The 24,150-nt window shown below is 54.7% G+C and carries 19 protein-coding genes; 17 read left to right on the top strand and 2 right to left on the bottom strand.

Annotated features, from left to right (window positions below; genetic code table 11):
• Nucleotides 1-26: 26 nt before the first annotated feature.
• The 7 genes from NST69_RS09095 (at nucleotide 27) to NST69_RS09125 (ending at nucleotide 9,686) form a co-directional block, all read left to right on the top strand.
• Nucleotides 27-389 (top strand): response regulator, encoded by a 363-nt coding sequence (locus NST69_RS09095; RefSeq protein WP_076078275.1) that lies wholly within the window; start codon nucleotides 27-29, stop codon nucleotides 387-389.
• An 88-nt stretch (nucleotides 390-477) separates the two neighbouring features.
• Nucleotides 478-1,656 (top strand): MalY/PatB family protein, encoded by a 1,179-nt coding sequence (locus NST69_RS09100; RefSeq protein WP_339255223.1) that lies wholly within the window; start codon nucleotides 478-480, stop codon nucleotides 1,654-1,656.
• Nucleotides 1,657-2,356: 700 nt separating this feature from the next.
• Nucleotides 2,357-3,316 (top strand): nucleoside hydrolase, encoded by a 960-nt coding sequence (locus NST69_RS09105; RefSeq protein ID WP_339313524.1) that lies wholly within the window; start codon nucleotides 2,357-2,359, stop codon nucleotides 3,314-3,316.
• A 141-nt stretch (nucleotides 3,317-3,457) separates the two neighbouring features.
• Complete coding sequence (locus NST69_RS09110; RefSeq protein WP_342549060.1) at nucleotides 3,458-4,708, top strand: stalk domain-containing protein; 1,251 nt, start codon at nucleotides 3,458-3,460, stop codon at nucleotides 4,706-4,708.
• Nucleotides 4,709-4,879: 171 nt separating this feature from the next.
• Complete coding sequence (locus NST69_RS09115; protein ID WP_342549061.1) at nucleotides 4,880-5,833, top strand: radical SAM protein; 954 nt, start codon at nucleotides 4,880-4,882, stop codon at nucleotides 5,831-5,833.
• Nucleotides 5,834-5,932: 99 nt separating this feature from the next.
• Complete coding sequence (locus NST69_RS09120; RefSeq protein WP_342549062.1) at nucleotides 5,933-6,964, top strand: bile acid:sodium symporter family protein; 1,032 nt, start codon at nucleotides 5,933-5,935, stop codon at nucleotides 6,962-6,964.
• Between the two features lie 691 nt (nucleotides 6,965-7,655).
• Nucleotides 7,656-9,686, top strand: a complete 2,031-nt coding sequence (locus tag NST69_RS09125; RefSeq protein WP_342549063.1) for a methyl-accepting chemotaxis protein — start codon at nucleotides 7,656-7,658, stop codon at nucleotides 9,684-9,686.
• Between the two features lie 134 nt (nucleotides 9,687-9,820).
• Here NST69_RS09125 and NST69_RS09130 read toward each other — a convergent pair whose 3' ends face one another.
• The gene (locus NST69_RS09130) at nucleotides 9,821-10,414 is read right to left on the bottom strand and encodes an ankyrin repeat domain-containing protein (protein WP_342549064.1); all 594 of its coding nucleotides are present in this window, start codon (nucleotides 10,412-10,414) and stop codon (nucleotides 9,821-9,823) included.
• Between the two features lie 363 nt (nucleotides 10,415-10,777).
• On the opposite strand from NST69_RS09130, the gene NST69_RS09135 reads away from it, so the two are divergent.
• The 10 genes from NST69_RS09135 (at nucleotide 10,778) to NST69_RS09180 (ending at nucleotide 22,594) form a co-directional block, all read left to right on the top strand.
• A complete protein-coding gene (locus NST69_RS09135; protein ID WP_342549065.1) occupies nucleotides 10,778-11,053 on the top strand; it encodes a CD3324 family protein in 276 nt (91 codons plus the stop codon).
• 649 nt (nucleotides 11,054-11,702) lie between these two features.
• Nucleotides 11,703-12,716: a phosphotransferase gene (locus NST69_RS09140; protein ID WP_342549066.1), complete on the top strand. Its 1,014-nt coding sequence runs from the start codon at nucleotides 11,703-11,705 to the stop codon at nucleotides 12,714-12,716.
• A 129-nt stretch (nucleotides 12,717-12,845) separates the two neighbouring features.
• A complete protein-coding gene (locus NST69_RS09145) occupies nucleotides 12,846-14,147 on the top strand; it encodes an ABC transporter substrate-binding protein (RefSeq protein WP_209874475.1) in 1,302 nt (433 codons plus the stop codon).
• 89 nt (nucleotides 14,148-14,236) lie between these two features.
• Entirely contained in the window at nucleotides 14,237-15,130 is an 894-nt protein-coding gene (locus NST69_RS09150; RefSeq protein ID WP_342549067.1) for a sugar ABC transporter permease, read from the top strand.
• The gene (locus NST69_RS09155; RefSeq protein ID WP_036725349.1) at nucleotides 15,131-15,964 is read left to right on the top strand and encodes a carbohydrate ABC transporter permease; all 834 of its coding nucleotides are present in this window, start codon (nucleotides 15,131-15,133) and stop codon (nucleotides 15,962-15,964) included. It abuts the gene before it with no gap.
• A 22-nt stretch (nucleotides 15,965-15,986) separates the two neighbouring features.
• On the top strand, nucleotides 15,987-17,765 hold the full coding sequence (locus NST69_RS09160; RefSeq protein ID WP_342549068.1) for a family 43 glycosylhydrolase: 1,779 nt from the start codon (nucleotides 15,987-15,989) through the stop codon (nucleotides 17,763-17,765).
• Between the two features lie 44 nt (nucleotides 17,766-17,809).
• Complete coding sequence (locus tag NST69_RS09165) at nucleotides 17,810-18,811, top strand: extracellular solute-binding protein (protein ID WP_342549069.1); 1,002 nt, start codon at nucleotides 17,810-17,812, stop codon at nucleotides 18,809-18,811.
• Between the two features lie 23 nt (nucleotides 18,812-18,834).
• Entirely contained in the window at nucleotides 18,835-19,122 is a 288-nt protein-coding gene (locus NST69_RS09170) for a hypothetical protein (protein WP_342549070.1), read from the top strand.
• Between the two features lie 27 nt (nucleotides 19,123-19,149).
• Complete coding sequence (locus NST69_RS09175; protein WP_342549071.1) at nucleotides 19,150-20,961, top strand: sensor histidine kinase; 1,812 nt, start codon at nucleotides 19,150-19,152, stop codon at nucleotides 20,959-20,961.
• A complete protein-coding gene (locus NST69_RS09180) occupies nucleotides 20,954-22,594 on the top strand; it encodes a response regulator (RefSeq protein WP_342549072.1) in 1,641 nt (546 codons plus the stop codon). Before NST69_RS09175 ends, NST69_RS09180 begins: the two co-directional genes overlap by 8 nt.
• A gap of 173 nt (nucleotides 22,595-22,767) precedes the next feature.
• Here NST69_RS09180 and NST69_RS09185 read toward each other — a convergent pair whose 3' ends face one another.
• A complete protein-coding gene (locus NST69_RS09185; protein ID WP_342549073.1) occupies nucleotides 22,768-24,048 on the bottom strand; it encodes a histidine--tRNA ligase in 1,281 nt (426 codons plus the stop codon).
• Between the last annotated feature and the right edge of the window lie 102 nt (nucleotides 24,049-24,150).

The following is a 24,150-nucleotide window of genomic DNA, read 5'->3' on the forward strand; positions in this document are numbered from 1 at the left end:
TCCCTATGGAAGGAGGAGGAACCCGGGTGATTAAGGCCTATTTGCTGGATGTGAATCAGAAGGATCTCTATAAGCTGTCATCGATGCTTCAGCATACAGGCAAGGTGAATGTGATCGGCATGTCTGCTTATCCCGAGAATGTTGTGGACCAGATTGTCCTGCTGCAGCCCGATGTGCTGTTTCTGGATCTTCAGCTGCCCGGCCACCAAGGAGTCGTTGTAGCCGAGCTGGTGAAGAAAAGGCTGCCGGATATTCAGATTGTGGTGGTCACAGAGACGAAGCAGCATGCCCTGTGGGCCTTCGACCAGGACATTGTGGATTATGTGCTGAAGCCGCTGGAGGAGGTCCGGCTGGGTCAGTCTCTGGAGCGGCTGCGCAAGGGGAGTTGAAGCAGGCTGGCGGACGGAATCAAGGATGCCGGATGTTGTCTGCCCATGGTACAATGTACGGACAAGCAGAAAGGATGGGTGATTTTAGTTGAAGTATGATTTTAACCGGATCATTGACCGCCGCAATACCCGTTCCTACAAATGGGACCAGTCCGAGAAGCTGTTCGGAGACAAGGAGATTCTTCCGCTGTGGGTAGCAGATATGGACTTTGCAAGCCCTCCTGCGGTACAGGAAGCGATTCTGCGCCGCGTACAGTCAGGAATATACGGCTATAGCGTGACGGGCGACTCTTACAAAAAGGCGATTGCCGGCTGGTACCGCAGACGCCATGACTGGGAGATTCAGGAGGAGTGGATCTCGGATTCTCCGGGGATTGTAACCTCACTCAGCCTGTCGGTGGAGCTGTTCAGCTCGCCGGGAGATCAGGTGATTCTGCAGTCGCCGGTCTACTATCCTTTCTATGATGTGATCCGGATGAATGACCGCAAGGTGGCGGTGAATCCGCTGAAGCTGGAAGCAGGCCGTTATGTCATGGATTACGTTCAGCTGGAAGAGCTGATGGCCGGGGGCGCGAAGCTGCTGCTGCTGTGTAATCCGCATAATCCGGGCGGCAGAGTGTGGGAACGGGAGGAATTGCTGCTTCTGGGCGAGCTATGCCTGCGGTACGGGGTAACCGTGATCTCGGATGAGATTCATTGCGATATGATCATGCCCGGACACAAGCATATTCCGTTCGCTTCCCTGTCACCAGAATTGTCAGACATTACGCTGACTACACTGGCGGCTACCAAAACCTTCAATCTGCCGGGGCTGCAGACCTCGTATATCGTCACCTCCAGCCCGGAGCTGAAACGGAAGTTCGACTATAAGATTAAGACGCTCAGCCTGCATATGTCGGCGTTCTTCTCGCCGGAGGCTGTGGAAGCGGCGTATAACGAAGGCGGAGAATGGCTGGATGAGCTGATCCTGCATATTAACGGCAATGCTGACTACGCCATCTCCTACCTGGCCGAGCATCTTCCGCAGGTGAAGCCGATGCAGCTGGAAGCCACCTACCTGCTGTGGATCGACTGCCGGGCGCTCGGACTCGAGGCGGACGGGCTCAAGCAGCTAATGTACCGTGAGGCTAAGGTAGCCTTTAATGAAGGGTCTGTGTTCGGTGCGGAAGGCCAGGGTCATCTGCGGATCAATCTCGCCTGCCCGCGCTCCCTGCTGGCTGAAGCGCTGGAGCGGTTCGTCAAGGCTGCGGCTGCTTATGTGAAATAGATATTGCCTTACATGTAATAGTGAACGCCGTTTCCTCTTGAACATCATGTTCGGAGGGAGCGGCTTTTTTTGTTTTTTGCAGGGGAACCTCCGCAGTAGCAATGCAGCTTCCCGTTCCTTACTGGTCAAATATACGGAAGTCTGGAAATCCTGCACAAACTGCAACTCTCAGCACTTCTAAGTCGCTCAGCATGCCGTAATCCTGCCCGAAATGCAACAATCCGAGCAGATAAGCTCCTCATCTGGGAGAAATCCTGCACAAACTGCAACAATCCATGCTGCGGGGCATCAGCTTAGCCTAAATCCTGCATAAACTGCAACAATCTGCTCAAACTCCCTCCCCAACTCGCTCCTCTCTCCCCCTAATCCGCCCCTCTCTCCCAATATATTCATCTATATAAGAAGCACTAAAGAAAATAACAAAAACAAGAGAAGCGCAGGGGAAACTTGGAACTGTAGGAGCGGTAGCGACCGCCTCCCCGGATTTCCACCGCGAACAGCGGTTTAAATCAAGAAATCTGGGGATGGGCAGCGCCGAAAGTCCAAATGTTCACCGCAGTGACGATAAGCTTCAAGTTCAACTCTTAAGGGCGTCTTATATACCAGGCTCCCTTATTGAGCAGACCGCAGACCCGTGATAAGATGGGCAGTGCAGTACGGCTGAATGAGTAAGTATAAACAGAGAGTGGGAGAGATAGAGATGAGCAGCAGCAATACGACCCGGATAATTATAGATTGTGATACAGGAATAGACGATGCACTGGCCATATTGTACGCGCTCCGGGCGCCGGGGGTAGTGGTTGAGGGGATTACGACAGTGTTCGGCAACATCGATGTGCAGCAGGCGGCGGATAACACGCTGCGGCTGCTTGAGCTAGCGGCTCCGGGCTATGAAATCCCGGTAGCGCTCGGAGCTTCCCGGGCGCTGGTACGCGAGCTGACCGGCTTCTCCACCCATGTTCACGGGGAGAACGGCATTGGCGGCGTTCAGCTGCCGCCCTCCCGGCAGGTGCCGGTTCAAGAGACGGCAGCAGAGTTCATTGCGCGGATGGCGGATACGAATCCGGGAGAGCTGGTATTGGTGACGCTCGGACGGCTGACCAACCTGTCGCTGGCACTAGACCTGGACCCGCAGCTGACCTCCAAGCTGAAGAAGGTAGTGGTTATGGGCGGTACGGTATATAAGCCGGGCAACGTCACACCGGTGGCCGAGGCCAATCTGTGGGGCGACCCGGAAGCGGCTGACCGTGTATTCACCTCAGGGCTGCCTGTAATGATGATCGGGCTGGATGTGACGCTGCAGACGCGGATCACTTCAGAGCATGTGGAGCTGCTGAAACGGCATGGACGGGAAGAGAATAAGGCGGTCATCGAGTTTATGGAAGAGTCGCTTGCGTATTATTTTAAATTTTACCGCGAGGCGAACTATCTGATTAACAGCGCTCCGCTGCATGATCCGCTGGCCCTGATGGCTGCCTTGCAGCCGGATCTTGTAACCTGCCGCCGGATGAAGGTCCGTGTAGAGCATCAGGGGGCGTTCACCTCGGGTATGGTCGTAGCAGACTTGCGGGCACAGCCCAAAGAAGGCGAGTTCATCGAAGTGGCTGTAGAGGTGGATGCTGAACGGGCTGTTGGTGTCTTTTTGAGCGTGTTCATATAGGTGTTAAGGGAACCCCGGACGGGTGAATCTGCAATGGTTACAATCTCTTCATTTGCTATATTTATCTAGTTTGCTAGAATAGTAGGGGATGTAAGGTTGAGAGATTCACAATCTATTTAAGAGAATGGGGAACCTACTTATATGAAGCATTTGGCCAAAATAGTATTATGCGCAGCGATCTCACTCGGCAGCCTCTCGGCACTTCCGGCAAGTGCGGTCCATGCGGCACCTGCGGGTGTCAGTATCATGCTGGACGGTTATCCGCTGCCGTTCCCGGTGGAGCCGGTGATGATGAACGGAACGACCATGGTGCCCTTCCGCGCCATCTCGGAAGCCCTGGGGATTCAGGTCGAATGGAATCAGAAGGCCCGCAAAATTACGGCCACCCGGAAGGACGCAACTGGCACGGCTCCAACCGTAGTGGTCCTGACCCTCGGCAGCAAAAATGCAGTCGTGAACGGGGCGGTAGTGAAGCTGGAGGTCGCACCGCAGGACATCCGCGGAACCACGATGCTGCCGCTTAAGTTCTTCAGCCAGCAGTTCGGAGCGGCAGCCTCCTGGGATCAGGCGTCCAAGACCGTATCCATAACTTCCCCGAAGCGGGATATGTATACCTTGGGCTTCTACGCACAGAAGGCCTACAGTGAGGTCTCGCTTATTCCAAGCTTCGATGCGGTTGCTTTTGGCTGGGCACGGATTGACAAGGACGGCCAGTTCACCACCACCGGTAAGGATTTCTGGTGGCCGGAGGCTGCAGGTGATGTAACGCCGGAATCGATTGTGCAGAATGCGGCAGCGGGAGGGACCGCTCCCTACCTGATGGTCTATTCCAGTGACTCGTCACTGGAGCTGAGCAAGAATCTGGAGGACGCGCAGCTCCAGCAGCAGACGATCGCCAGTATTGTCGATTTGGCCACGCAGAAGGGCTTCAAGGGCATCGGACTGGATCTGGAAGGGCTGGGACTGACGGGGGATAAGGCGCTGGTGCAGAGCCAATATAACGCTTTTGTCAAAAATCTCTCCGCCGCCGCACGCGCCGCCAACCTGAAGCTGACTGTCATTCTGCATCCGCTGAACAGCTCCTACAAGGGTTATGATTACAAGACGCTAGGGACACTTGCCGACGATTTGGTTATCATGGCTTACGCCTATGAAGGGGAGACCGGGCCGGAGCCGATGAATAAGGTCGATGAGAGCATCCGGCTGGCGCTTGATCAGGTCAGCAAGGACAAGCTGATTCTCGGGATATCGGTCTACAGTGAGAACGGAGCCTCCGTCAATGCCAAGATCGGCCTGGCTAAGCGGTACGGCCTTAAGGGGATTGCGATCTGGCGTCTGGGGATCATCGGCCAGCCGGTGCTGAACCGGATGGGAGAAGCTATCGAGCTGTAGCAGGTACATCTATCTTAATGAAGACTGCTGTATGGTGAGCCTATAACCGTACAGCAGTCTTTTTGCAAAGATCAAATATCAAATGTCACATTAACCTCGCGGGCTTACCTGTATAATTCTATAGTTGACCTTAGAACAGATGGATTGAACAACCAAGGAGGACTATAGAAGATGAGCACGAAATATAAAGCACTGGAACTGGATAAGCCGATGACTTATGAGCTGGAAGGGCTGGAAGTCGGCGTGACCTCGAACTGCAATTTCCGCTGTGATTACTGCTGCGCTTACAATAGAAATGACGGCCAGACCCTTGACGGTAAGGAGGTCATCCGCATTCTGGAGGAGCTGCCTAATCTGAAGCGTGTCCGGCTCTCGGGCGGCGAGGTTACGCTGAAATTCCAGGATTGTGTGGAGATTGTGGCGTACTGCTCTTCGCGCGGCATTCAGACCCAGCTCAACTCGAACGGCAGTCTGCTGAATGAGGAGCGGATCGGGCAACTGGTGGACGCAGGTCTGACGACGATTCATATTTCTTTTAATTTCACCACGGCTGAAGGCTTCTCGCGGTATTATAATATTCATCCGAGTGTCTATCACAAAATCAGAGAGAACATCACTATGTTCGCCAAAACCAATGTCAATGTGGTGCTGGAGACACTTCTGTTCAATGAGACGCAGGATCATATGCAGGAGATCAGCGAGCATGTCTATTCGATGGGCGTAAGAACGCATGAAATTCAGAACAGCATCATTATGGATCACACCGGCTGGAAGGCGATTGCCGCCCGTGAGCAGCTAAAGAACGCTGTCCAGGAGCTGATCGACCGCAAGCCGGAGGACACGACGCTCTACTTCACTTGTATGGACCGGTTCATGGAGGCGATGGGCTTCGAGGAGCAGCCGGGCGTTTACTTCCCGCATTGTATCGAAGGGATGAAGCAGCTTCATCTGCACGGCAACGGCGACATTCTGATCTCCGAGCTGTGCCATCCGGTCATTATCGGCAATATTTATAACGGCACCTTGCTAAAAGATATCTACAGCAACATGCCTGCACCGCTGGAGCAATACCTGGAGAAACGGCCTTGCCCGGCGCTTGACGCTTTGTTCCCGCAAGGCGTATAGTCTGGTTACTCTGACTTAACAGCGAAGGCAGGACACAATTCATCATAGGCTGCAATGGCTGCGGCTTTTGACGGCTCACCGGAGAGGAGGAACCCTGACATGTTCAGTGCAGTAAGACGCGGATTAGTATCTTCCAATACAGTGCTGGAGCGGATCATGCCGCTGCTTACACCCGCAGCCATCGTGGTTGGCGTGCTGAATGAGGCGTCGCTGCTTCCGTTAACGTGGCTGGTGCCCTGGATCTTCGCAGGTATGACTCTGATCGGCAGCCTGAAGTCGAGCTTCCGGGATCTGTTCGCTGTACTAGCCAAGCCGCAGAAGCTGGTTATTCTGCTGATCATCCTGCATGTGGTAATGCCGCTGATCGGCTGGCTGGCCGCGATGCTGTTTTTCCCGGGTGACCCTTATACTGTTACCGGGTACGTGCTGCTCTTCGCTATTCCGACCGGAGTGGTCAGTGTAGTCTGGGTATCCATGCACGGCGGGAATATCGCGCTTACACTGGCGCTGATCCTGATCGATACGCTGTTATCGCCAATAATTGTGCCGACTACACTGTTCGTCCTGATGGGGGCTAGTGTACAGATGGATGCCGGTGAGATGATGCGGGGCCTCTTGTGGATGGTCGTCCTGCCTTCCGTAGCTGGGATGCTGCTGAATCAATTCAGCAGGGGCAAAATCAGCACGGTCTGCGGCCCGCCGCTGGCTCCGTTCGTCAAGGTGGGTCTGTTCACCGTGGTCTCGATTAATGGGGCCAGTATTGCCCGGTATCTGAAGCACCCCGACGGGAAGCTTGCGCTCATTATTGCTGTAACCTTCGTTACCGTTGCCCTCGGCTATGTCATTGGAGCTGTAGTCTCGAGCCGCCTGCATTATGATTATGCGAATACGGTAGCCGTGCAGTTTAACTCCGGTATGCGTAACCTTAGTGCGGGGGCGGTGCTGGCGGTACAGTATTTTCCGCCGGCAGTGGCCCTGCCTGTAATCTCCGGGATGCTGTTCCAGCAGATTCTGGCTGCCTGCTCCGGCATGTTCCTCCGCAGCAGGGCCAGACGCCTGCAGCAGGCCCGGTCAGCGGCAGCAGCGTCATCTGTGGTCTCTGCTGCGGCAGACCGTCCGCGCCCGCTGTAGTATCACACTTCATTAGAGAAGTATGCGAACCCGCTGTTCCTGATTCAACCGCTGTGTGCGGTTGTTGAGGAGGGCGGTTTTTTTACTATTTGGTAAATCAGGATTTGCACCTGTCGTGGATAAGCAGGTATACGTTGGCCGCGTAGGTCAAATGTAATCGAAAAACCGATCACAATCGGACTGAGCACGCCTCATAGGCCAAATGTAATCGAAAAACCGATTACAATTGGACTGGACACGCCGCGTGGACCAAATGTAATCGAAAAACCGATCACAATCGGACTGAGCCCGCCTCATAGGCCAAATGTAATCGAAAAACGGATTACAATTGGACTGGACACGCCGCGTGGACGGAATGTAATCGAAAAACCGATTACAATCGGACTGAGCCCGCCGCATAGGCCAAATGTAATCGAAAAACCGATCACATTTGACTGTGTGTGCGTACTGATGCCGTGCGCATATCATAGGTGGTGCCAGACGTATTTTCAAAGAAAACTAAATACCATATGTTTTCACGAAGAATAATATAATAGGTCATAATTCGACAAAATTCGATAATTTTTCTGAAAATACAACATTCCATTATTCATTACGTTCGAGGAAAATCCGATAATTATTGTAATAAAGCAATCTTTTTGGTTGTTTAAAGGCTAAGGAAAGACAACGGGGCGGAAGGAAGTAGAAGAAGATGAAGATTCGTATGAAGCTATCGGTTATGATGATTGTCGTTACCCTGATTTCTACAGCATTAATGGGGATTTTTACGTACACCAAATCCACAGGCACCATCATGAACCTGACCGAATCTTCCATGGCGCAGGTAGGCACGGATAAGGCACAGACCATCGGCGCAATGATCGACAAGGAGAAGAGGAACATACAGCTGGTTGCGGGGGAGAGTAAGATCACCGAGCTGCTGCTTCAGGCTGCAAATGGCGGCTCAGTGGAGGAAGCGCTACGTGACCAGATCAATGTCAAGCTTCAGGGCCAGGTGAAGGATGCAGGCAACCTGGAGCATATGTTTGTAGTTGATCTGAAGGGAACGGCGGTGGCGGATAGCGATACCAAGCTGGTAGGCGCCAATTTCAGCGATAGAAATTATACGAAGAATGTCTTGAAGACCGGGATGCCTGTCATTAGCGAGACGCTGAAATCCAAGTCAACAGGGGCATATATTGTGGCTTTTGTCCATCCGGTGATGAGTGGTGAGAAGATGATCGGGTTCGTAGCTTCGGCGGTCAGGGCGGACAGTCTGGTGACCTATCTGGCCGATGCCAAGGTGGCGGGTGCGCCTTCCTCTTACGCCTATCTGGTGGATGAAACGGGGAATACGCTCTATCATCCCGACGGGAAGAAGATAGGTTCCCAGGTGGAGAACGAATCCATCAAAGCCGTGGTCGAGCGGGTGAAGGCGGGGGAGAGCGTTGCCGATGGCATTGTGGAATATACCTTCAACGGGGCCAAGAAAAAAGCGGCCTACACCGTGCTCCCCGAGACGAAGTGGACCCTGGTGCTGACCGGAGATGTGGACGAGGTACTGCAGCCGGTGAGCGAAATGACGAACTTCATTCTGCTCCTGGGCCTGGGAAGCCTGCTGCTTACTCTGCTGATCGGGACTACAGTGGCTACCCGGATCTCCTCGCCGATCATCAAGCTCACGGAGCTTGTGAACCGTACAGCAGAGCTGGATCTCAAGTATGATAACCAATATGAATATTTGACTAAAAATAAAGATGAGACAGGAACCATCGCCAAGGCTATGTTCCGTACCCGCGCGGCGCTGCGTGAGATGGCGGGCAGTCTGATTGCGATCTCCACCAAGGTACTGGACAATGCTGAGACGCTGGAGAAGCTGTCGAACGAGGTCAGAGAGAATGCGCATGACAATTCAGCCACGACAGAGGAGCTGTCCGCAGGGATGGAGGAGACAGCGGCTTCTACCGAGGAGATGACGGCGGCTATTCACGAGACCCTGAATAATGTCAGAATGATCAGCGATAAGGTAAAAGAAGGCTCCGGAGTATCGGGCCAGATTACGCAGCGGGCCCTGGAGCTTCAGCATGATGCAGTGACGTCTACCGAGAACGCGAAGCAGATCTACAGCTCGGTCCGCAGTGAGATGCAGAAGGCGATCGAAGAGTCGGGAGCCATTCACGAGATCAACGTATTGGCCGATACGATTCTCTCCATTACAAGCCAGACCAACCTTCTGGCCCTGAATGCAGCGATTGAAGCCGCACGGGCAGGCGAGGCGGGCCGGGGCTTCGCCGTGGTGGCCGGGGAGATCCGCAAGCTGGCAGAGAAGTCCTCCGAGACAGCGTCAGGCATTCAAGAGGTGGTCAAAAATGTCTATGCCTCTGTGGAGCAGATGACCCGGCATTCCGAGGCCGTGCTGAGCTTCATCGACCGCAATGTGCTGGGCGATTATGAGCGCCTGACCGAGGTCAGCCAGCAGTACAATGATGATGCTTCCACAATTAACGGGCTGATGAACCAGTTCGAGGAAGCGGCCGATCACCTGAACGAGACCGTCTCCAGCATCGCCATCGCTGTCAATGAGGTGGCGGCCACGGTGAACGAGGGGGCCATCGGGGTGCAGGATATCGCCGAGAAGACGGCGGATATTGTGGAGAAGACCTTCCATGAAGCCACAATGGCCGATGAGAATACGCAGAGTGCTAAGGAGATGCAACAACTGGTAGAGAAATTCAAAATCTAAACTCGTTTCAGCAGATCTTTACCTGGGCTTCATCTGTTTTTAAGCTTCGCGGGGTATAGTACCCACATACCCCCCTTTAATATAACTTTTGGCCCCGCCGGACGCTGGCGGGGTCCCTTTTTTATTCCAGCTGTTTAAAAGCGGCTTGCCGTCTCCAGCATAGCGGCCATTTCTGTATAGCCCTGCGACTGGGCATGCGCCAGCGGTGTGACACCCTCGCGGTCGGCGATGGCTGGATCGGCTCCGTGCGTCAGCAGCAGCTTGACGATTGTCTGATGCTGCTCCCCGCCGTCGCCGAGGATGACGGCCTCCAGCAGCGCGGTCCACCCCAGATTGTTGATATGGTCGATGTCGACATCCGAATGCTCCAGCAGATACTTGACGACCTCGACATGCCCTCGATCTGCGGCGGGGATCAGCGCAGTCCCGCCATAGCGGTTGGTCAGCGTCGTATCCGCTCCCGCCTCAACCGCCATTTTCACAATGTCCAGATATCCGGATGCTCCGGCATATAGCAGCACATTATTAAGCATACGGTCGCGAATGTTGATATCGGCACCTTGGGCAATAAGCGCCTCGACCGTCTCGGCATGGTTGCCATAGGCCGCGGCGACCACCGCCGTTCGTCCGCTTTCGTCCTGCGCCTGAATATCCGCTCCGGCCTCCAGCAGCCGCAACACCTCAGCGGTATCCCCGCGCTCCGCCGCTGCGATTAATTGTTTATTCATGATTATGACCTCATCTCCCCTGTCGCCTCATCTAGGATACTAACAATAGCAATTGGTTCTGCCTTATTTATTGGTATTATGGACAAATCTATGATGAAATGTCAAAAGCCGCGGGTAAACAACATTTGCGCAAAAGCCGGGGTGACCGGTATGCTATATGTAAGTAATATACTGGGAGGAGGAAACTTCATGAGCAGATTAATGCTCAGCTCTGCGCAGAGTCTATGGACCACACAGCGGTTAATGTGCAGAGCGGTTAGCAATACTCCGCTGTAACGATTCACCAGTTCCTCTGTGAACACCTGTCCGATAGACTCTGCTGCCTTGATAAGTTGAAATAACTTAAGAGGAGCGGAGCGGGAAATGAAATATGTAAATGCAGATTTGGTATTGCCGCAGCAACTGCTGCAGGAGATTCAGAAATACATGCAGGGCGGGATGCTCTATATCCCGAAGCCCGAGGGGCAGCATAAGCGGTGGGGGGAGAGCTCCGGCGGCAGATCCTACTTAAGCGCCCGGAACCAGTCCATTCGTGAGCACTATGCCAGCGGACTGAGCGTAACCGAACTGGCGGAGCAATTCTGCCTGTCGGTCGACAGTATTAAGAAGATTGTGTATGGAAGCAAGCAGAGAGGGTAGAGGTCACAAAGGCGCGTAACTGGCCGTGTCTGCTTGTGAGATTCAGCTTGAGCTGGCTTCAATTGCATTATGTACACTAGATTCCTCTAAAACCCCGCGAAAATTAGTATCTGCTGCACTCTGTACAGCAGAATTTTGCACAGGCGGTCTTTTGGGGCATATATGCAGAAATCTAGTGTATGAAATACAGGAGAATGAGTGATTGTACCGGTTAAAGTGAAATCTATTGTATGAAATACAATCGCAGCGTTTAACACAGAAGCGTCCGCAAACAAGCGTTCACTCACCAGTCTTCACACACAAGCGTCCACACACAAGTGTCACAGAAGCGCCTACACAAGGCACACAAGCATGCAAGGTACTCAATCACACAAACACCTAAACCTGACCCCACCCTACACAGTGAGGCTGTCCCAAGAAGTCGCATCATGACTCTTGGAACAGCCTCTTTGTTTAAATATAAGAATTTATATGTTGCACACGATAACTTATCCTTATATTTCTCGCTGAAACGATACCGTCCTTAAAAAGGACGGCAAAGCCGTTTCCACTTGTGTGCAAAAGTTAGGTTATACCTGTCTATTATCTATGTCCGCTGCCTCCGCCAACCCTATAATGAATGCAGACATCCATATGAGGGGGCAGGAAGATGAAATTAGGAACAGCAGCAAGGGATATAGTACTGCGGGCGCTTAAGGCATATGAGTTGGATTGGAAAAAAGTTGAATATATTAAGCAGTCCGACAGTATCACGTTCAAGGTAGAGACGGAAACTGCGGGCAAGCTGCTGCTGCGGATACATGGCGAACGGTGCAACCGGTCTGAAATTCTGTCGGAGCTGGAATGGCTCAGCCATCTCAGTCAGAAAGCGAAGCTGGTTGTCCCCGTGGGGCTGCCCGATTCAAGCGGCAGATATATCCTTGAGGCTGGCAATGAACCTGGCAATGAACCTGGCAATGAACCTGGCGGCGAAAAGCAGCAGTTCAACTATGTTACCCTGATGCGCTGGGTCGAAGGTGAACATGCAGCGGGCAATCTGACAGATGAGCAGCTCCACGCTGTAGGCGTGATGCTGGCCAGGATGCATGAAGCGGGCGAACAGTTTGTACCATCGGCGGAGTTCATCCGTCCGGCTTGGGGAGCGGACAGCTTCCGTAAGGATTGGGATAAGCTGGAGAAGCATCATGAACTTATGGTCCCTGAAGCATGGTGGAAGCTCTATCAGGCTGCCGCCGCCAGAATCCCGGGTGAACTCGAGGCCATGACGCCAGACCCCGGCAGTTATGGCCTGATCCATGGTGACCTGCACTTTGGGAATGTGGTGTTCGCTGACGGCCAGCCCCGGGCGATTGATTTCGGCCTCTGCGGCTACGGCTTCTACCTGTATGATCTGGCTGCTGCTCTGCTGGAGCTGTCCACGGAGCAGCGCAGGAGTCTGATTCGGGGCTACAGCAGCATCCGTGCGCTGGAACCTGATTACGAACGGAAGCTGGAATGCTTCTTCATTATGATCATGATCGGGAATTACAGCCATCATATTACCAATCCGGATGAGCACCCCAGCTTGCGCGAAGAACAGCCGTATGCGCTGGCCTATCTAAAGGATTATCTGGCGGACTCCCGCTTTTTGTTCAAGAGAATCGAACCTGTGCAAGTAGAATGAAGCTGTGCAATCTGTAAATATGTCCACTGATCCTAGCCTGAGGACATTTATTGCGCTCCCCCGCGGCGGTAACATATAGACATCAAAGAGCAGTCAGCTTTGAATTACCGGTCAAAGGGGAGTATACAGATGAAGCGATCCATGCAAAAGGGAGCATCACTTTTACTGATGGGTATGATGCTGGCACTGGTTGTAACCGCTTGCGGCGGCAACAATGCGAAGAATAACGGCGCGAACAGCGGAGGGGCCACACAGGGCGCGGACGGAGGCGGCAGCAGCGGCAAAAAGACAGAGCTGTTGTTCTGGTCACCCTTCTCCGGCTCGGACGGCCCGTTCATGAAGAAAATCGTTGATAAATACAACAGCTCCCAGGATAAGTATAAAGTGAATTTCGTGATCCAGCCGAATGGCGAATATTACAAACAGCTTGATGTAGCGCTCAGTACCGGCAAGGAACAGCCGGACCTGATGATTATGCATGTCGATCAGGTGCCGACGTACCAGAGCAAGGAGCAACTGCAGCCTGTGGATGAGCTGGCGGCCGCGGCCGGGATCAACCCGGCTGATTTTGCCGAAGCTCCGGTGAAATATGCCACTATCGACAATAAGCTGTATACGATCCCGCTGGACATTCATCCGGTTGTTATGTATTACAACAAGGATCTGTTCGAGAAGGCGGGCATCACTGCACCTCCAGCGAACCGCGCTGAATTCGATGCCGCTGTGCTGAAGCTGACGGACAAATCCAAGGGGGTCTATGGATACGTGGTGCCGACCCTCTGGCCGCAGCAGTTCATTTTCCCATCCCTCGTCTGGCAGAATGGCGGGGAACTCTGGAACGGAACGGATGTAGCCTACAATTCACCTGAAGCGGTTGAAATGGTACAGTGGCTGCGTGATATGGTAGACAAGGGAGTCTCCCCGGCCAATGTGCAGCAGGATGGTGAGAATACCCTGTTCTTGCAGGGCAAGAACGCCATCCAGTTCAACGGGCCGTGGATGAAATCCCAGTTCGATGAAGCCGGGCTGAATTATGGCGTCGCTGTCATGCCGCAGATCGGCAAGGTGAAGCAGGCGATTTATGCAGGCTCGCATGGCTTCGTCGTTCCCAAGGCCGTGACAGACAGCACGAAGCTGGCCGGTATCGGCGATTTCCTGAAATATGTCTCCGGCAACTCGCTGGACTGGGCGGAGTCCGGGCAGGCGGTAGCTTCCAAGACCGTGATGGACAGCGCCGAATTCAAGGCTATGGAGTTCCAGAGTACGGTATCCCAGAGCTTCTCCTCCGTACAGTTCGCACCGAATGTGCTGAATTGGGGGACCATTATCGAGCCGGTATGGGGAGAGCTGAGCAGTGCCCTTCTTGGCAAAAAATCACCGCAGCAGGCGATGGATGATGCTGTAGCCAAATCCCGTCAGGCGATGAAGTAGCCTATCCGTGGAGCGGATATTTCGGTTGGTATGGCGGGGAGCGGGAGCTTCCCGCTTTTCCTTATCCTTATGCTAAGGAGGAATCACTTTTGAAAACCCTATGGACTTCACGCTTGACCTCATTTCTGTTCGTGCTGCCCTATCTGGCTGCCTTCGGGCTGTTTCTGCTTTTCCCGATTCTGTATGGCTTTATCATCAGCCTGCAGGACTTCGAGCTGCTGTCTGCCGCCCACCCCTTTGTGGGGCTGCGCAATTATATTACTATTTTCACCCCGGGGACCTATGAGAACAGTATTTTCTTCCGGGGGCTGTGGACCACTCTTCAATTTGTCCTGTACTCGGTTCCGTTGCTGATCATTACCGGGCTGGGGATCGCAATGCTGGTCAACGCTCTGCCGGCGAAGCTCAGGGGCCTGTTCCGCACCTTCTATTTCCTGCCCTACGCGCTGTCAGCTTCCGTGATGGCTGTCATCTGGCTGATGATGTTCGATACCAATGCCGGGTTCATTAACAGTCTGCTGCAAAAGCTGGGCTTAACCGGCATCCCCTGGCTGACCGCTACGCCTTGGGTCTGGATTGCGCTGGTGCTTACGACACTCTGGTGGACGATCGGCTTCAATATGATTATTTTTGTGAATGCGCTCAATGAGGTGCCTGAGGACTATTATGAGGCGGCTTCCATGGACGGGGCGAACGCCTGGAAGCGTTTCGTGTCCATTACCTTGCCCTCCATCCGGCCGGTCATGCTGTTCGTAATGATCACCTCAACCATCGCCTCCTTCAATATTTATGCCCAGCCGTTCCTGCTGACGCGCGGGGGGCCGGGAGATACCACCCGGGTGCTGCTGATCAATGTGCTGGACCAGGCGTTCGTGCGCAAGGATATCGGTTCGGCTTCGGCAATGGCGATTCTGATGGCGCTGCTGATCATGCTGGTGTCTATCGTACAGTTCCGTCTTACGAACCGGAAGGAGAAGGTATAGATGGGAAAAGCCAAAAAAACAGGCCTGCTGCTGCTGGCCATCCTGATTGCGCTATTCGTGCTGCTGCCGCTGGTCTGGATGCTGTCGACGGCGTTCAAAAATGATTTTGAAGCCCTCTCCGGGCGGATGAACTTCCTGCCGAAGAAACCGACGCTTGATAATTTCGTCCAGGGGCTGAGCGGGGAGCTGATGAATACCCCGATTCTGCGCTGGATTGTCAATTCCCTGTCGGTGGGGATTGCGGGCACAGCGATCGTACTGCTGATCGATTCTATGGCGGCGTTTGCCCTGGCCCGTCTGCCGGATCTGCCGCTGCGCCGCACGCTGCTGGCGATGTTCATTGCTTCGCTGATGATTCCGGGCGTACTGACCTTTCTGCCGATGTACATTGAATTCAATACACTCGGTCTGATTAACACGTATCAGGCGCTGATCCTCCCGGCTACCGCCGGGGCATTCGGGGTATTCCTGCTGTATCAGTTCTTTGTCTCCTTCCCGAAGGAGATCGAGGAAGCAGCCCGGATCGACGGGGTGAACAAATGGAATCTGTATCGGAGAATTCTGCTGCCTTCAGCGGTGTCGATCATGACGACACTGGGGATTTTCACTTTTATGGGGATTTATAATGATTTTGTCTGGCCGCTGTACGCGACCACCTCTCCGGAGATGCGGACGATCACCGCAGGGATTGCCATGATGGCCACAGGCAGCTATACCCAGAGCTATGGTAAATTAATGGCCATGACCACCATCGCGGCGCTGCCGGTGCTGATCCTGTTCATTGCCGGCCAGAAGTCGTTCGTTAGGGCGATTACCAGCTCGGGAGTGAAATAGCGGAAGACGGGGAGGGAAGCAGATGAGCATGAAACCTGATACACAGCAGAAGGCATGGGCAGGCAAAAATTCACGTACAATAATCTACTCCCTTGCGGCGCTTCTGTTCTTTATACTCGCAGGAGGTGCATACTTGTTGCTGAAGCCCAATAACGGCGTTAAGGATGAAGTTTATAAGGGGCATGGGGGAACATTCAAGAATACGCTGGCCGAGATCGATACGCCTGATCCGAGTGTGATCTACAAGGATGGATATTATTATATGACCTTCACCCATAATGGAACGGATATTATGGTGATGAAGTCGCTCACCCTGGATTTCCGCCAGGCGGAGCGGAAGGTCGTATGGTACCCGCCGGCGGAGACAGCCTACTCGGCGAATCTCTGGGCACCCGAGCTGCAGTATATCCGGGGAAGCTGGTATATCTATTTTGCCGCAGATGACGGACAGAACGAGAACCACCGGATGTATGTGCTGCAAGCGGACAGCGGTGATCCGCTGGGCAGCTATACCTTCAAGGGCCAGGTAACTGACAGCAGTAATAAATGGGCGATCGACGGGCTGGCGATGGAGGTGGACGGGGAGATGTATTTCGTCTGGTCCGGCTGGGAAGGGGAGGCAAACGCTGCGCAGAATACCTATATTGCTCCGATGAGTGACCCGCTGACGATCAGCGGACCGCGGGTGCTGCTGAGCGAGCCGCTGCTTCCCTGGGAGCAGGCCGGAGGCCCGCCTTATATTAATGAGGGCCAGTCCGTCCTTCATCATAACGGCCGTGTCTTCATTGTATTTTCCGGTGCTGGAAGCTGGACTCCGTACTACAGCCTGGGACTGCTTGCCCTGAAGCCGGGCGGCAACCCGCTGGAGGCCGCAGACTGGATCAAGGCGGAACAGCCGCTGCTGGCCATGGATGAAGCCGCCGGAGTCTACGGTCCGGGGCATAATTCATTCACGGTCTCGCCGGACGGAAGTGAGCAGTGGATCGTCTATCATGCCACGACAGGGGCGGAGGACGGCTGGAACAACCGCAAGGCACGGGCCCAGCCGGTTAGCTGGGACGCTGACGGCCTGCCGGTCTTCGGCAAGCCGCTGCCGCTGAGTGAGGCCATCCCGGTTCCCGCAGGCATGGGCGTGTTCCGGGCGGAAGCGGCCCTGCGCAGCGGGAACAAGCTGGAATTCCCGTCCCTGCCGTCCACGGTGGACAGCATGCTCCCGCTGCTGGTGCATTATGTGAATCCGGGCGGAGAACCGGCCGGGGCGGCAGTCTCGGTGAATGGCGGGCCGGCGGCGGCGCTTCCACTGCCGCCATCCGGCGAGGGCCAGACCGGTTATGCTTATCTGAGTCTGCCATTCACAGCCGGGAAGAATACAGTAGCTATAGAGCTGCCGGAGGGTGCTGCGGCAGAAGTGCTAGCGATTGAAATTCCGCGATATGAAGGCGAGGCTCAAGCCATGGAGGGGAACGCGGTGGCAGAGGATAATCCCTTTGCCTCGGGCGGGGCAGCGGCTGTCTTAAGCGGCAGCGGAGCTGCGCTGAAGTTCAGCCATCTTCAGGTCCCGCACAGCGGAACCTATACGGTGCTGGTGGCGGTGATGAATGCTTCGCTGGACGCGAAGCTGGAGCTGGCGGTGAACGGAGGTGCGAAGACGCTCTATTCCCCCCTCTCGCAGGAACGCAATATGCCTTCCCTTTGGCAGCTGGAGCTGAAATTACAGAGGGGGCCGAACGAGATCATTCTTTTTGACAGACAAGGCAGCTTCAGTATAGATTATATGGATATATGGCAGAAGAGTGAATGAGCCGGGAGATTCATAGACGGGAAGCAAGACGGGGGCTTACTCATATGAGAGATACGAGCTGCAAGACCGGATACAGACGGAATAAACTGATTACGCTTTCAATTATGCTGATTGCCCTGCTGTTGCTGGGAGGGTGCAGCGCAGAGAGGGAGGAGCCGCCGCAGGCACCTGTTGTCCAGCCGGTGATTCTCGAATACTGGACCCCGTTCAGCGGGGGAGACAATATCTTCATGACCGGGCTGGTGGAGCAGTTCAACAAGGAACATCAGGATATCCGGGTCGATCAGATCAACTCCCGGCTGGATGATTACTATTCCCGGCTGCGGACAGCCATTCTGTCCGGCAATGCGCCGGATCTGGCGGTGATCCATGCCACCAATCTCCCGCAGTTCGTGCAGAACGGTTATATTGAATCGCTGGACGGTTTGGCTGCGGAGACGGGCCTGGACTGGGGCCAGTTCAGCACCAAAATTGCCGAATCCACCGTCTACGGAGGCGCTCATTATGCGGTGCCTCTGGATACGCATACCTTGGTGCTCTACTATAACAAGAAATATTTAAGAGCGGCCGGGCTGCTGGACACAGCGGATAAACCGGTGATCGGCCGGGGAGAGCAAGGCTTTACCGCTTTTCTGCAAAAGCTGAAGCAGTCCGTTCCGCCCGGTGTCGCACCGCTGGCTCTGCCCAGCACACGGATTGATTCCGTGTGGTTATGGTGGAGCCTGTACAATCAGATCGAGGGCGGTGGTGTCTTTTACAATCCGGACGGCACACAGGCGGTCTTCAATAATAAGGCATCGTTACAGGCGCTGGAGTTCGTCAACAGTCTGTACCAGCGGGAGCTGATTCCGCCGGGGATCAATGATGCCTTCAAGCTGTTCTATGACGGGGAGGCGGCGGTGCTGATTACCGGGGTATGGGGCACAGGCGCTTTTGAGAAGGCTGAGAAGCTGGAGCTGGGGGTTGTGCCGGTTCCGGTCATTTATGATCATCCGGCCGTCTGGGGAGATTCCATACGCTGGCGATTCCGGCCCAAAGTGAGATGAGTACGGAGAAACGGAGGGCGGCGATGGCTTTTGCCCGTTGGGCCGTTGAGCACGGGGTGATGTGGGCGGAGGCGGGCCATGTCCCGAGCTCCCGGAAGGTCGTGGAGAGCGGGGCGTATTCCGCGCTGAAATTCCGCAGTGACTATGCGAATACCGCCAACTCCGTAGTCTATTGGCCGCGGAATATGAAGCAGTGGAGTATTAATGAAGAGATCATCCGGCAGTTTGAGCGGATGATCTACAAGGAGCAAAGTCCGGCGCAGGCTCTGCAGCAGGCGGTGGACAGCATCAACCTTCAACTGAAGAAATGACTGTAAGGGAGCAAGGGGGGAATGCGGTTGAAATCCTTTCGCGGCTGGTTCAGGAACCTGGCGCTTGCGCGCAAGCTTATTCTTATCAATGTCGTGTTCATTGTGCTTCCGCTGGGACTGATGGGCTATTTCGCCTTTGCCCGTTTCACCGAAACGACGGAGCGCAAGGTAGGCGATTACCAGCTCCAGACGCTGAAGCAGCTTACCCTGAATATCGATACCTATATGAATGAGCTGAACCGGCTGACCGTGATGCCCTATCAATATCCCAAGGTGACCGATTATCTGGCCACGAAGCGTGCTCCCGGCGAACCCCTGACGCTGGATGAGATCAGCGGACTCAACAGCTTCGTCACCCAGGTGTTCCTGAACGGGCGGGTCGATATTCTGGGCGTATCCCTGTATGGTACGGGCGGAGCCTCCTATGTGGTCATGCCGGAGAGCCAGTATGTCACGACTTACAAGCTGGATGAGAATGTGAGCTGGCTGAATAAGTTCAAGGGTCATTATGGACAGCCAGTCTATGTGGCCACGCATGATTTAAGGTCCAGCGGCGGAAATGTATATCAGGCCTTCTCCATCGTAAGAGAGCTGCGCAGCTTCGATGACGGCGTCACACTCGGGTACATTGTCATTGATGTGGACCCCAAGTTCATCCGTGAGATTCTGTCCAAGGTCACGCTGGACCCCCAGGAGCTGCTGTATATTACCGATGATTCCGGCAACCTGGTGACCGGCAAGGATCACGGAATTCCGCAGGGAGTAGCTGATGGTTCCTACGGCAAAAAGGGAGAAGGGGTCAGCCATGTGAAGTCCGGGGGCGAAGGGCTGCTGGTCGCGCATGTTACCTCTGAGGTGACCGGCTGGACGACCGTGGGCGTTGTGCCGGTGTCCGGTCTGATGAAGGATACCGAGGTGCTGCGCACGTATCTTATTCTCATTGGCGTGATCTGTGTAGGCCTAGCCTTGCTGCTGTATGTGTTCATCGCCTACCGGATCACCCAGCCGCTGCGCAAGCTGAGCCGGCTGATGCGCAGTGTTGAGCGCGGCGATCTGAGTCAGGCTTTTCCGGTGAGCGGGACGGATGAGGTGGGGCTGCTGGGCCATTCGTTTAACGGCATGATTGCCAAGCTCAGCGAGCTGGGTTATCTGCTCTATGAGACGGAAATCCGCGAAAAGGATGCGCAGATTGCCGCGCTGCAGAGCAAGATCAATCCGCATTTTCTGTACAATACACTGGGCTCAATTAGTATGTATGCCGAGCTTGAGGGCAGCCCGGAGATTATAACCATGTCTAACAACCTGAGTAAGCTGCTGCGTTACAGTCTGAGCGGGCGCAAGGAGCATGTGACGCTGCAGGATGAGTTGGACCATGTAAGCGGATATATGGCCATCCAGCAGATGCGCTATGAGGAACGGATTCAATTCACGATGAATATTGAGCCCTCCCTGCTGGACTGCGAGGTCATTCCGCTGATGATCCAGCCGCTGGTTGAGAATGCTATTAATCATGCGCTGGACCAGGGGGTGGGCCGGGGCGTGATTACATTGACCGCAGGCAGCAGCAATCAGGTGCTTACCATTACAGTCGAGGATGACGGAATCGGTATGAATGCAGAAGCACTGGAGGCACTCCGGCTGCATCTGCGGAATACGGAGGAGCTTGGCGGGCGCTCAGGCAACGGGCTGCTGAATGTCCACCGCCGGATCGTGCTGCATTACGGGGAGGAATACGGCCTCTCACTGGAGAGTATGCCGTATCAGGGCTTCAAGGCCGTGCTCAAGCTGCCGGTCATTCATCATCAGGGCAGAGCAAGGGAGGATGACGGGGTTGCCTAAAATATTGATTGTGGACGATGAATCGGTCTTCCGCAAAGGACTGCGCAAAATGATTACCAGCCTGGATAGCAACTGGGAGGTGGTCGGTGAAGCCAGCGACGGCTATGATGCACTCGACAAGCTGGCCGAGCTGTCTCCGGAGGTGCTGCTCACCGATATCCGCATGCCGCGGATGGACGGTATCCAGCTGCAGCAATTGGCTGCGGGACGCTTCAAGGATCTGATGACCATCGTGGTCAGCGGTTATGATGAATTCGCTTATGTGCAGCAGTCCATGCGCCAGGGGGCGAAGGACTATCTGATGAAGCCGGTGGAACGCCAGGAGCTGGGCCGTGTGCTGGAGCGGCTGGGGCAGGAGCTGGCCGAGCGTCACACGCAGTCTGCGCGAAGCGATCAGCCGTGGCAGGTGGAGCCTGTGCTGAAACGGCATGTGGCCGGTCATCTGGCGGACAGTCTGCTGAAAGGCAAGACGGAAGATAGCGATTTGCGGCTGCTGCGTGAGCTGGGCTTCGCCTTCGGTCATCCCTATTTCATCTGCATGGTCATCAAGCTGGATAAGCATTCCGTGGAGAAGGAGCGTTATGAACGGGGAGATGCGTCGTTGTTCCTCCTGTATATCCAGCAGGTCGTCCAGGAGATGATCGATCGTCAGGCCGTAGGAATAAGCTTCGTGCAGTCGGATACTGAGGTGGTTGCCCTGCTGAATACAGCAGATCCGCAGTATTCTCTGTCGGCGCCTGGGGCACTGGGGGACCTGATCCGCAGGCAGATCCGTTCCTTGTCCAATCTGACGGTGACGATCGGGGTCAGCAATCCGGCAGAAGGGCTGTCAGGCATCCCCAGAGCCTACAACGAGGCCGGAATTGCTCTGCTGTACCGGTTGATTGAAGGCGGTGACAGGCTGCTGGATTATGCCAAAATGAAGGAGCGCCCCAACGAAGGCAGCAGCCCCCTGAAGTGGTCCTGGGAGCTGCTGGAGAAGTCGATTACCGGCGGAAAAGAGGCCGGCATCGGCCCGATTGTGGAGCGTATGATCGAAGAGCTGTGCAGCATGGCCGAGTCACCCGAGAGCATTCACCAGCAAATCTGCAAGCTGCTGCTGTATTATTATGAATTGTCGGAGGAGCTTGGGGTTACCGAATCATGGCTGGGCTCGAAGGATATCCGCACCATCCTGTTCGAGGTGTGCAGCCTCTCTTCACGGCAGGAGCTTGCCGAGCAATGCCGTGGGCTGCTGCTCACCCTGACCGGCTGCATTGCCGAATCCAGAGAGATGAAGGCTATCGATCCGGTCACTGTGGCCCAGCGCTATATCTCGCAGCATTATCATCATCCGCTGAGCCTCAAGGAGGTAGCGGATAAAGTATATTTGAACCCGGTGTATTTCAGCAATCTGTTCAAGCAGAAGACAGGCGTCACCTTTAGCGAATTTGTCACGCATATCCGCATGGAGGAGGCCCGCAGGAAGCTGGCCTTCACCGGGGAGAAGATCAGCAGAATCGCTGAGGAGACGGGCTTCGGCAACGTGCGCCACTTCAACCGTGTGTTTAAGAACAGCAGCGGTCTTTCGCCCAAAGCGTACAGGGACAGCTCGCGCAGGGTACAGACAGCTTCTATGGATGTTAAGGACTGATAATAAAGACTGTTAATAAGGACTGCTTGCAGATTCTTACCCTTTAACTGTGGAGCGATACGAAATCCTGCATAAAATGCAACAATATGTTGTCGCCACGCGTAATCTGAAACTGATCCTATACTGATAGCCAAACAGGCGAGGGGGAGATACTCCAATTTACTTAACAACCATTATTGCGAAGTCAAGCGAACAGCCTCCGCCGCTGTAACCAGCTGCTCGCTCCCCAGCTCCATATCCTTCAGCCGCAGCTTCTGCTCAGCGGCTTCGCTCTCTCCGACCATAATCACATAGCGGATGCCCTTGGCGCTGGCTGTGGCCAGCGTTTTTTTGAGCTTGCGCTTGCCAGTGTCCACCGTGACCCGGATGCCTGCCGACCGCAGCGCAGCAGCAGCAACTAGCGCCTGCGGCACATACCCGCCGATCGGAACGATCAGAACGCCGGAACGCTCCGCCGCTGCCTGCTCCCGGCGTTCGCCTAATAGGGCCATGATCGACTCCATGCCGAAGGAGATCCCCACGGTAGGGTATTCGATATCATCACGCCCCACGAGCTTGCCGATGATGTCGTCATATCTGCCCCCGCCGCCCAGGCTTGAGGGATAGCCGCCTGTGGCATCAAAGATTTCGTATACAGTCCCTGTATAGAATGACAGCCCGCGTGACAGAAATGGATCGAAGACACACATGTCCGCAAGTCCAACCGCATCAATCAGCTGCTGCAAGGCCTGCACTTCGAGCGTCCCCGGCAGCCCTTCAAGCTTATACCGCTCCACCAGTTCCTTGAATCCCGGGTTCTTCAGCTCCAGTAGCTCTGAGATCAGTGTAACCGTCTGAGCGGTTAGCTGCTTGTCCGTCAGCTCTGCCAGCACCCCGCCGCTGCCGATCTTAGCCAGCTTGTCGAGGGTCAGCATCACCGAGAGCTGTTCCTCTGCCGGAACCCCGACCGATCCGAGAATCTCACCCAGGAAGCGGCGGTTATTCCACTTCAGCACAACCGGAATCGCAAGGCGGCGGAACGCCTCTGCGGCGAGCTGCATCAGCTCCGCTTCCGCCTGCGGGCCGGCAATACCGACGACATCGGCGTCACATTGCAGGAATTCGCGCAGGCGGCCTTTTTTGACCGGACCATCCCGGAACACCTTCCCGATCTCATACCGCCGGTAGGGGAATTCAATGCCCGGATTTAAGGCAATCACCTTGGCAAAAGGGATCGTCAGATCGTAACGCAGCCCCAGCCTGCGCCCGCCCTGATCGGCCAGCTGGTACATTTCGCGCAGAATCTCATCGCCCCCGGCGTATTTGGAGGTCAGCAGCTCCAGCTCATTCAGCAGGGTTGTATCCATCGATTCGAAGCCGTACAGCTCGAACAACTCCTGCAGCGTAGTGCGCACCTTCTGGCGGATGGCCTGTTCCCGGCCAAAGTAATCGTAAGTTCCTTTAATATTTTGCATACAGCACAGCTCCTTTAGATGTGAATTCCGGTAAAATAAAAAACGCGCCGGACCCCATGGTCCTGCGCGCTTATCTATGCCGCAGGGAGGTCGAACGCGAAA

This window comes from Paenibacillus sp. FSL P2-0089 (genome assembly GCF_038595095.1).
GTDB lineage: Bacteria > Bacillota > Bacilli > Paenibacillales > Paenibacillaceae > Paenibacillus_AQ > Paenibacillus_AQ silagei.

Coding starts and splice junctions, on each gene's coding strand:
- NST69_RS09105 (WP_339313524.1), top strand. CDS start 2,357: ATGAGCAGCAGCAATACGACCCGGATAATTATAGATTGTGATACAGGA.
- NST69_RS09110 (WP_342549060.1), top strand. CDS start 3,458: ATGAAGCATTTGGCCAAAATAGTATTATGCGCAGCGATCTCACTCGGC.
- NST69_RS09115 (WP_342549061.1), top strand. CDS start 4,880: ATGAGCACGAAATATAAAGCACTGGAACTGGATAAGCCGATGACTTAT.
- NST69_RS09120 (WP_342549062.1), top strand. CDS start 5,933: ATGTTCAGTGCAGTAAGACGCGGATTAGTATCTTCCAATACAGTGCTG.
- NST69_RS09125 (WP_342549063.1), top strand. CDS start 7,656: ATGAAGATTCGTATGAAGCTATCGGTTATGATGATTGTCGTTACCCTG.
- NST69_RS09130 (WP_342549064.1), bottom strand. CDS start 10,414: ATGAATAAACAATTAATCGCAGCGGCGGAGCGCGGGGATACCGCTGAG.
- NST69_RS09135 (WP_342549065.1), top strand. CDS start 10,778: ATGAAATATGTAAATGCAGATTTGGTATTGCCGCAGCAACTGCTGCAG.
- NST69_RS09140 (WP_342549066.1), top strand. CDS start 11,703: ATGAAATTAGGAACAGCAGCAAGGGATATAGTACTGCGGGCGCTTAAG.
- NST69_RS09145 (WP_209874475.1), top strand. CDS start 12,846: ATGAAGCGATCCATGCAAAAGGGAGCATCACTTTTACTGATGGGTATG.
- NST69_RS09155 (WP_036725349.1), top strand. CDS start 15,131: ATGGGAAAAGCCAAAAAAACAGGCCTGCTGCTGCTGGCCATCCTGATT.
- NST69_RS09160 (WP_342549068.1), top strand. CDS start 15,987: ATGAGCATGAAACCTGATACACAGCAGAAGGCATGGGCAGGCAAAAAT.
- NST69_RS09165 (WP_342549069.1), top strand. CDS start 17,810: ATGAGAGATACGAGCTGCAAGACCGGATACAGACGGAATAAACTGATT.
- NST69_RS09170 (WP_342549070.1), top strand. CDS start 18,835: ATGGCTTTTGCCCGTTGGGCCGTTGAGCACGGGGTGATGTGGGCGGAG.
- NST69_RS09185 (WP_342549073.1), bottom strand. CDS start 24,048: ATGCAAAATATTAAAGGAACTTACGATTACTTTGGCCGGGAACAGGCC.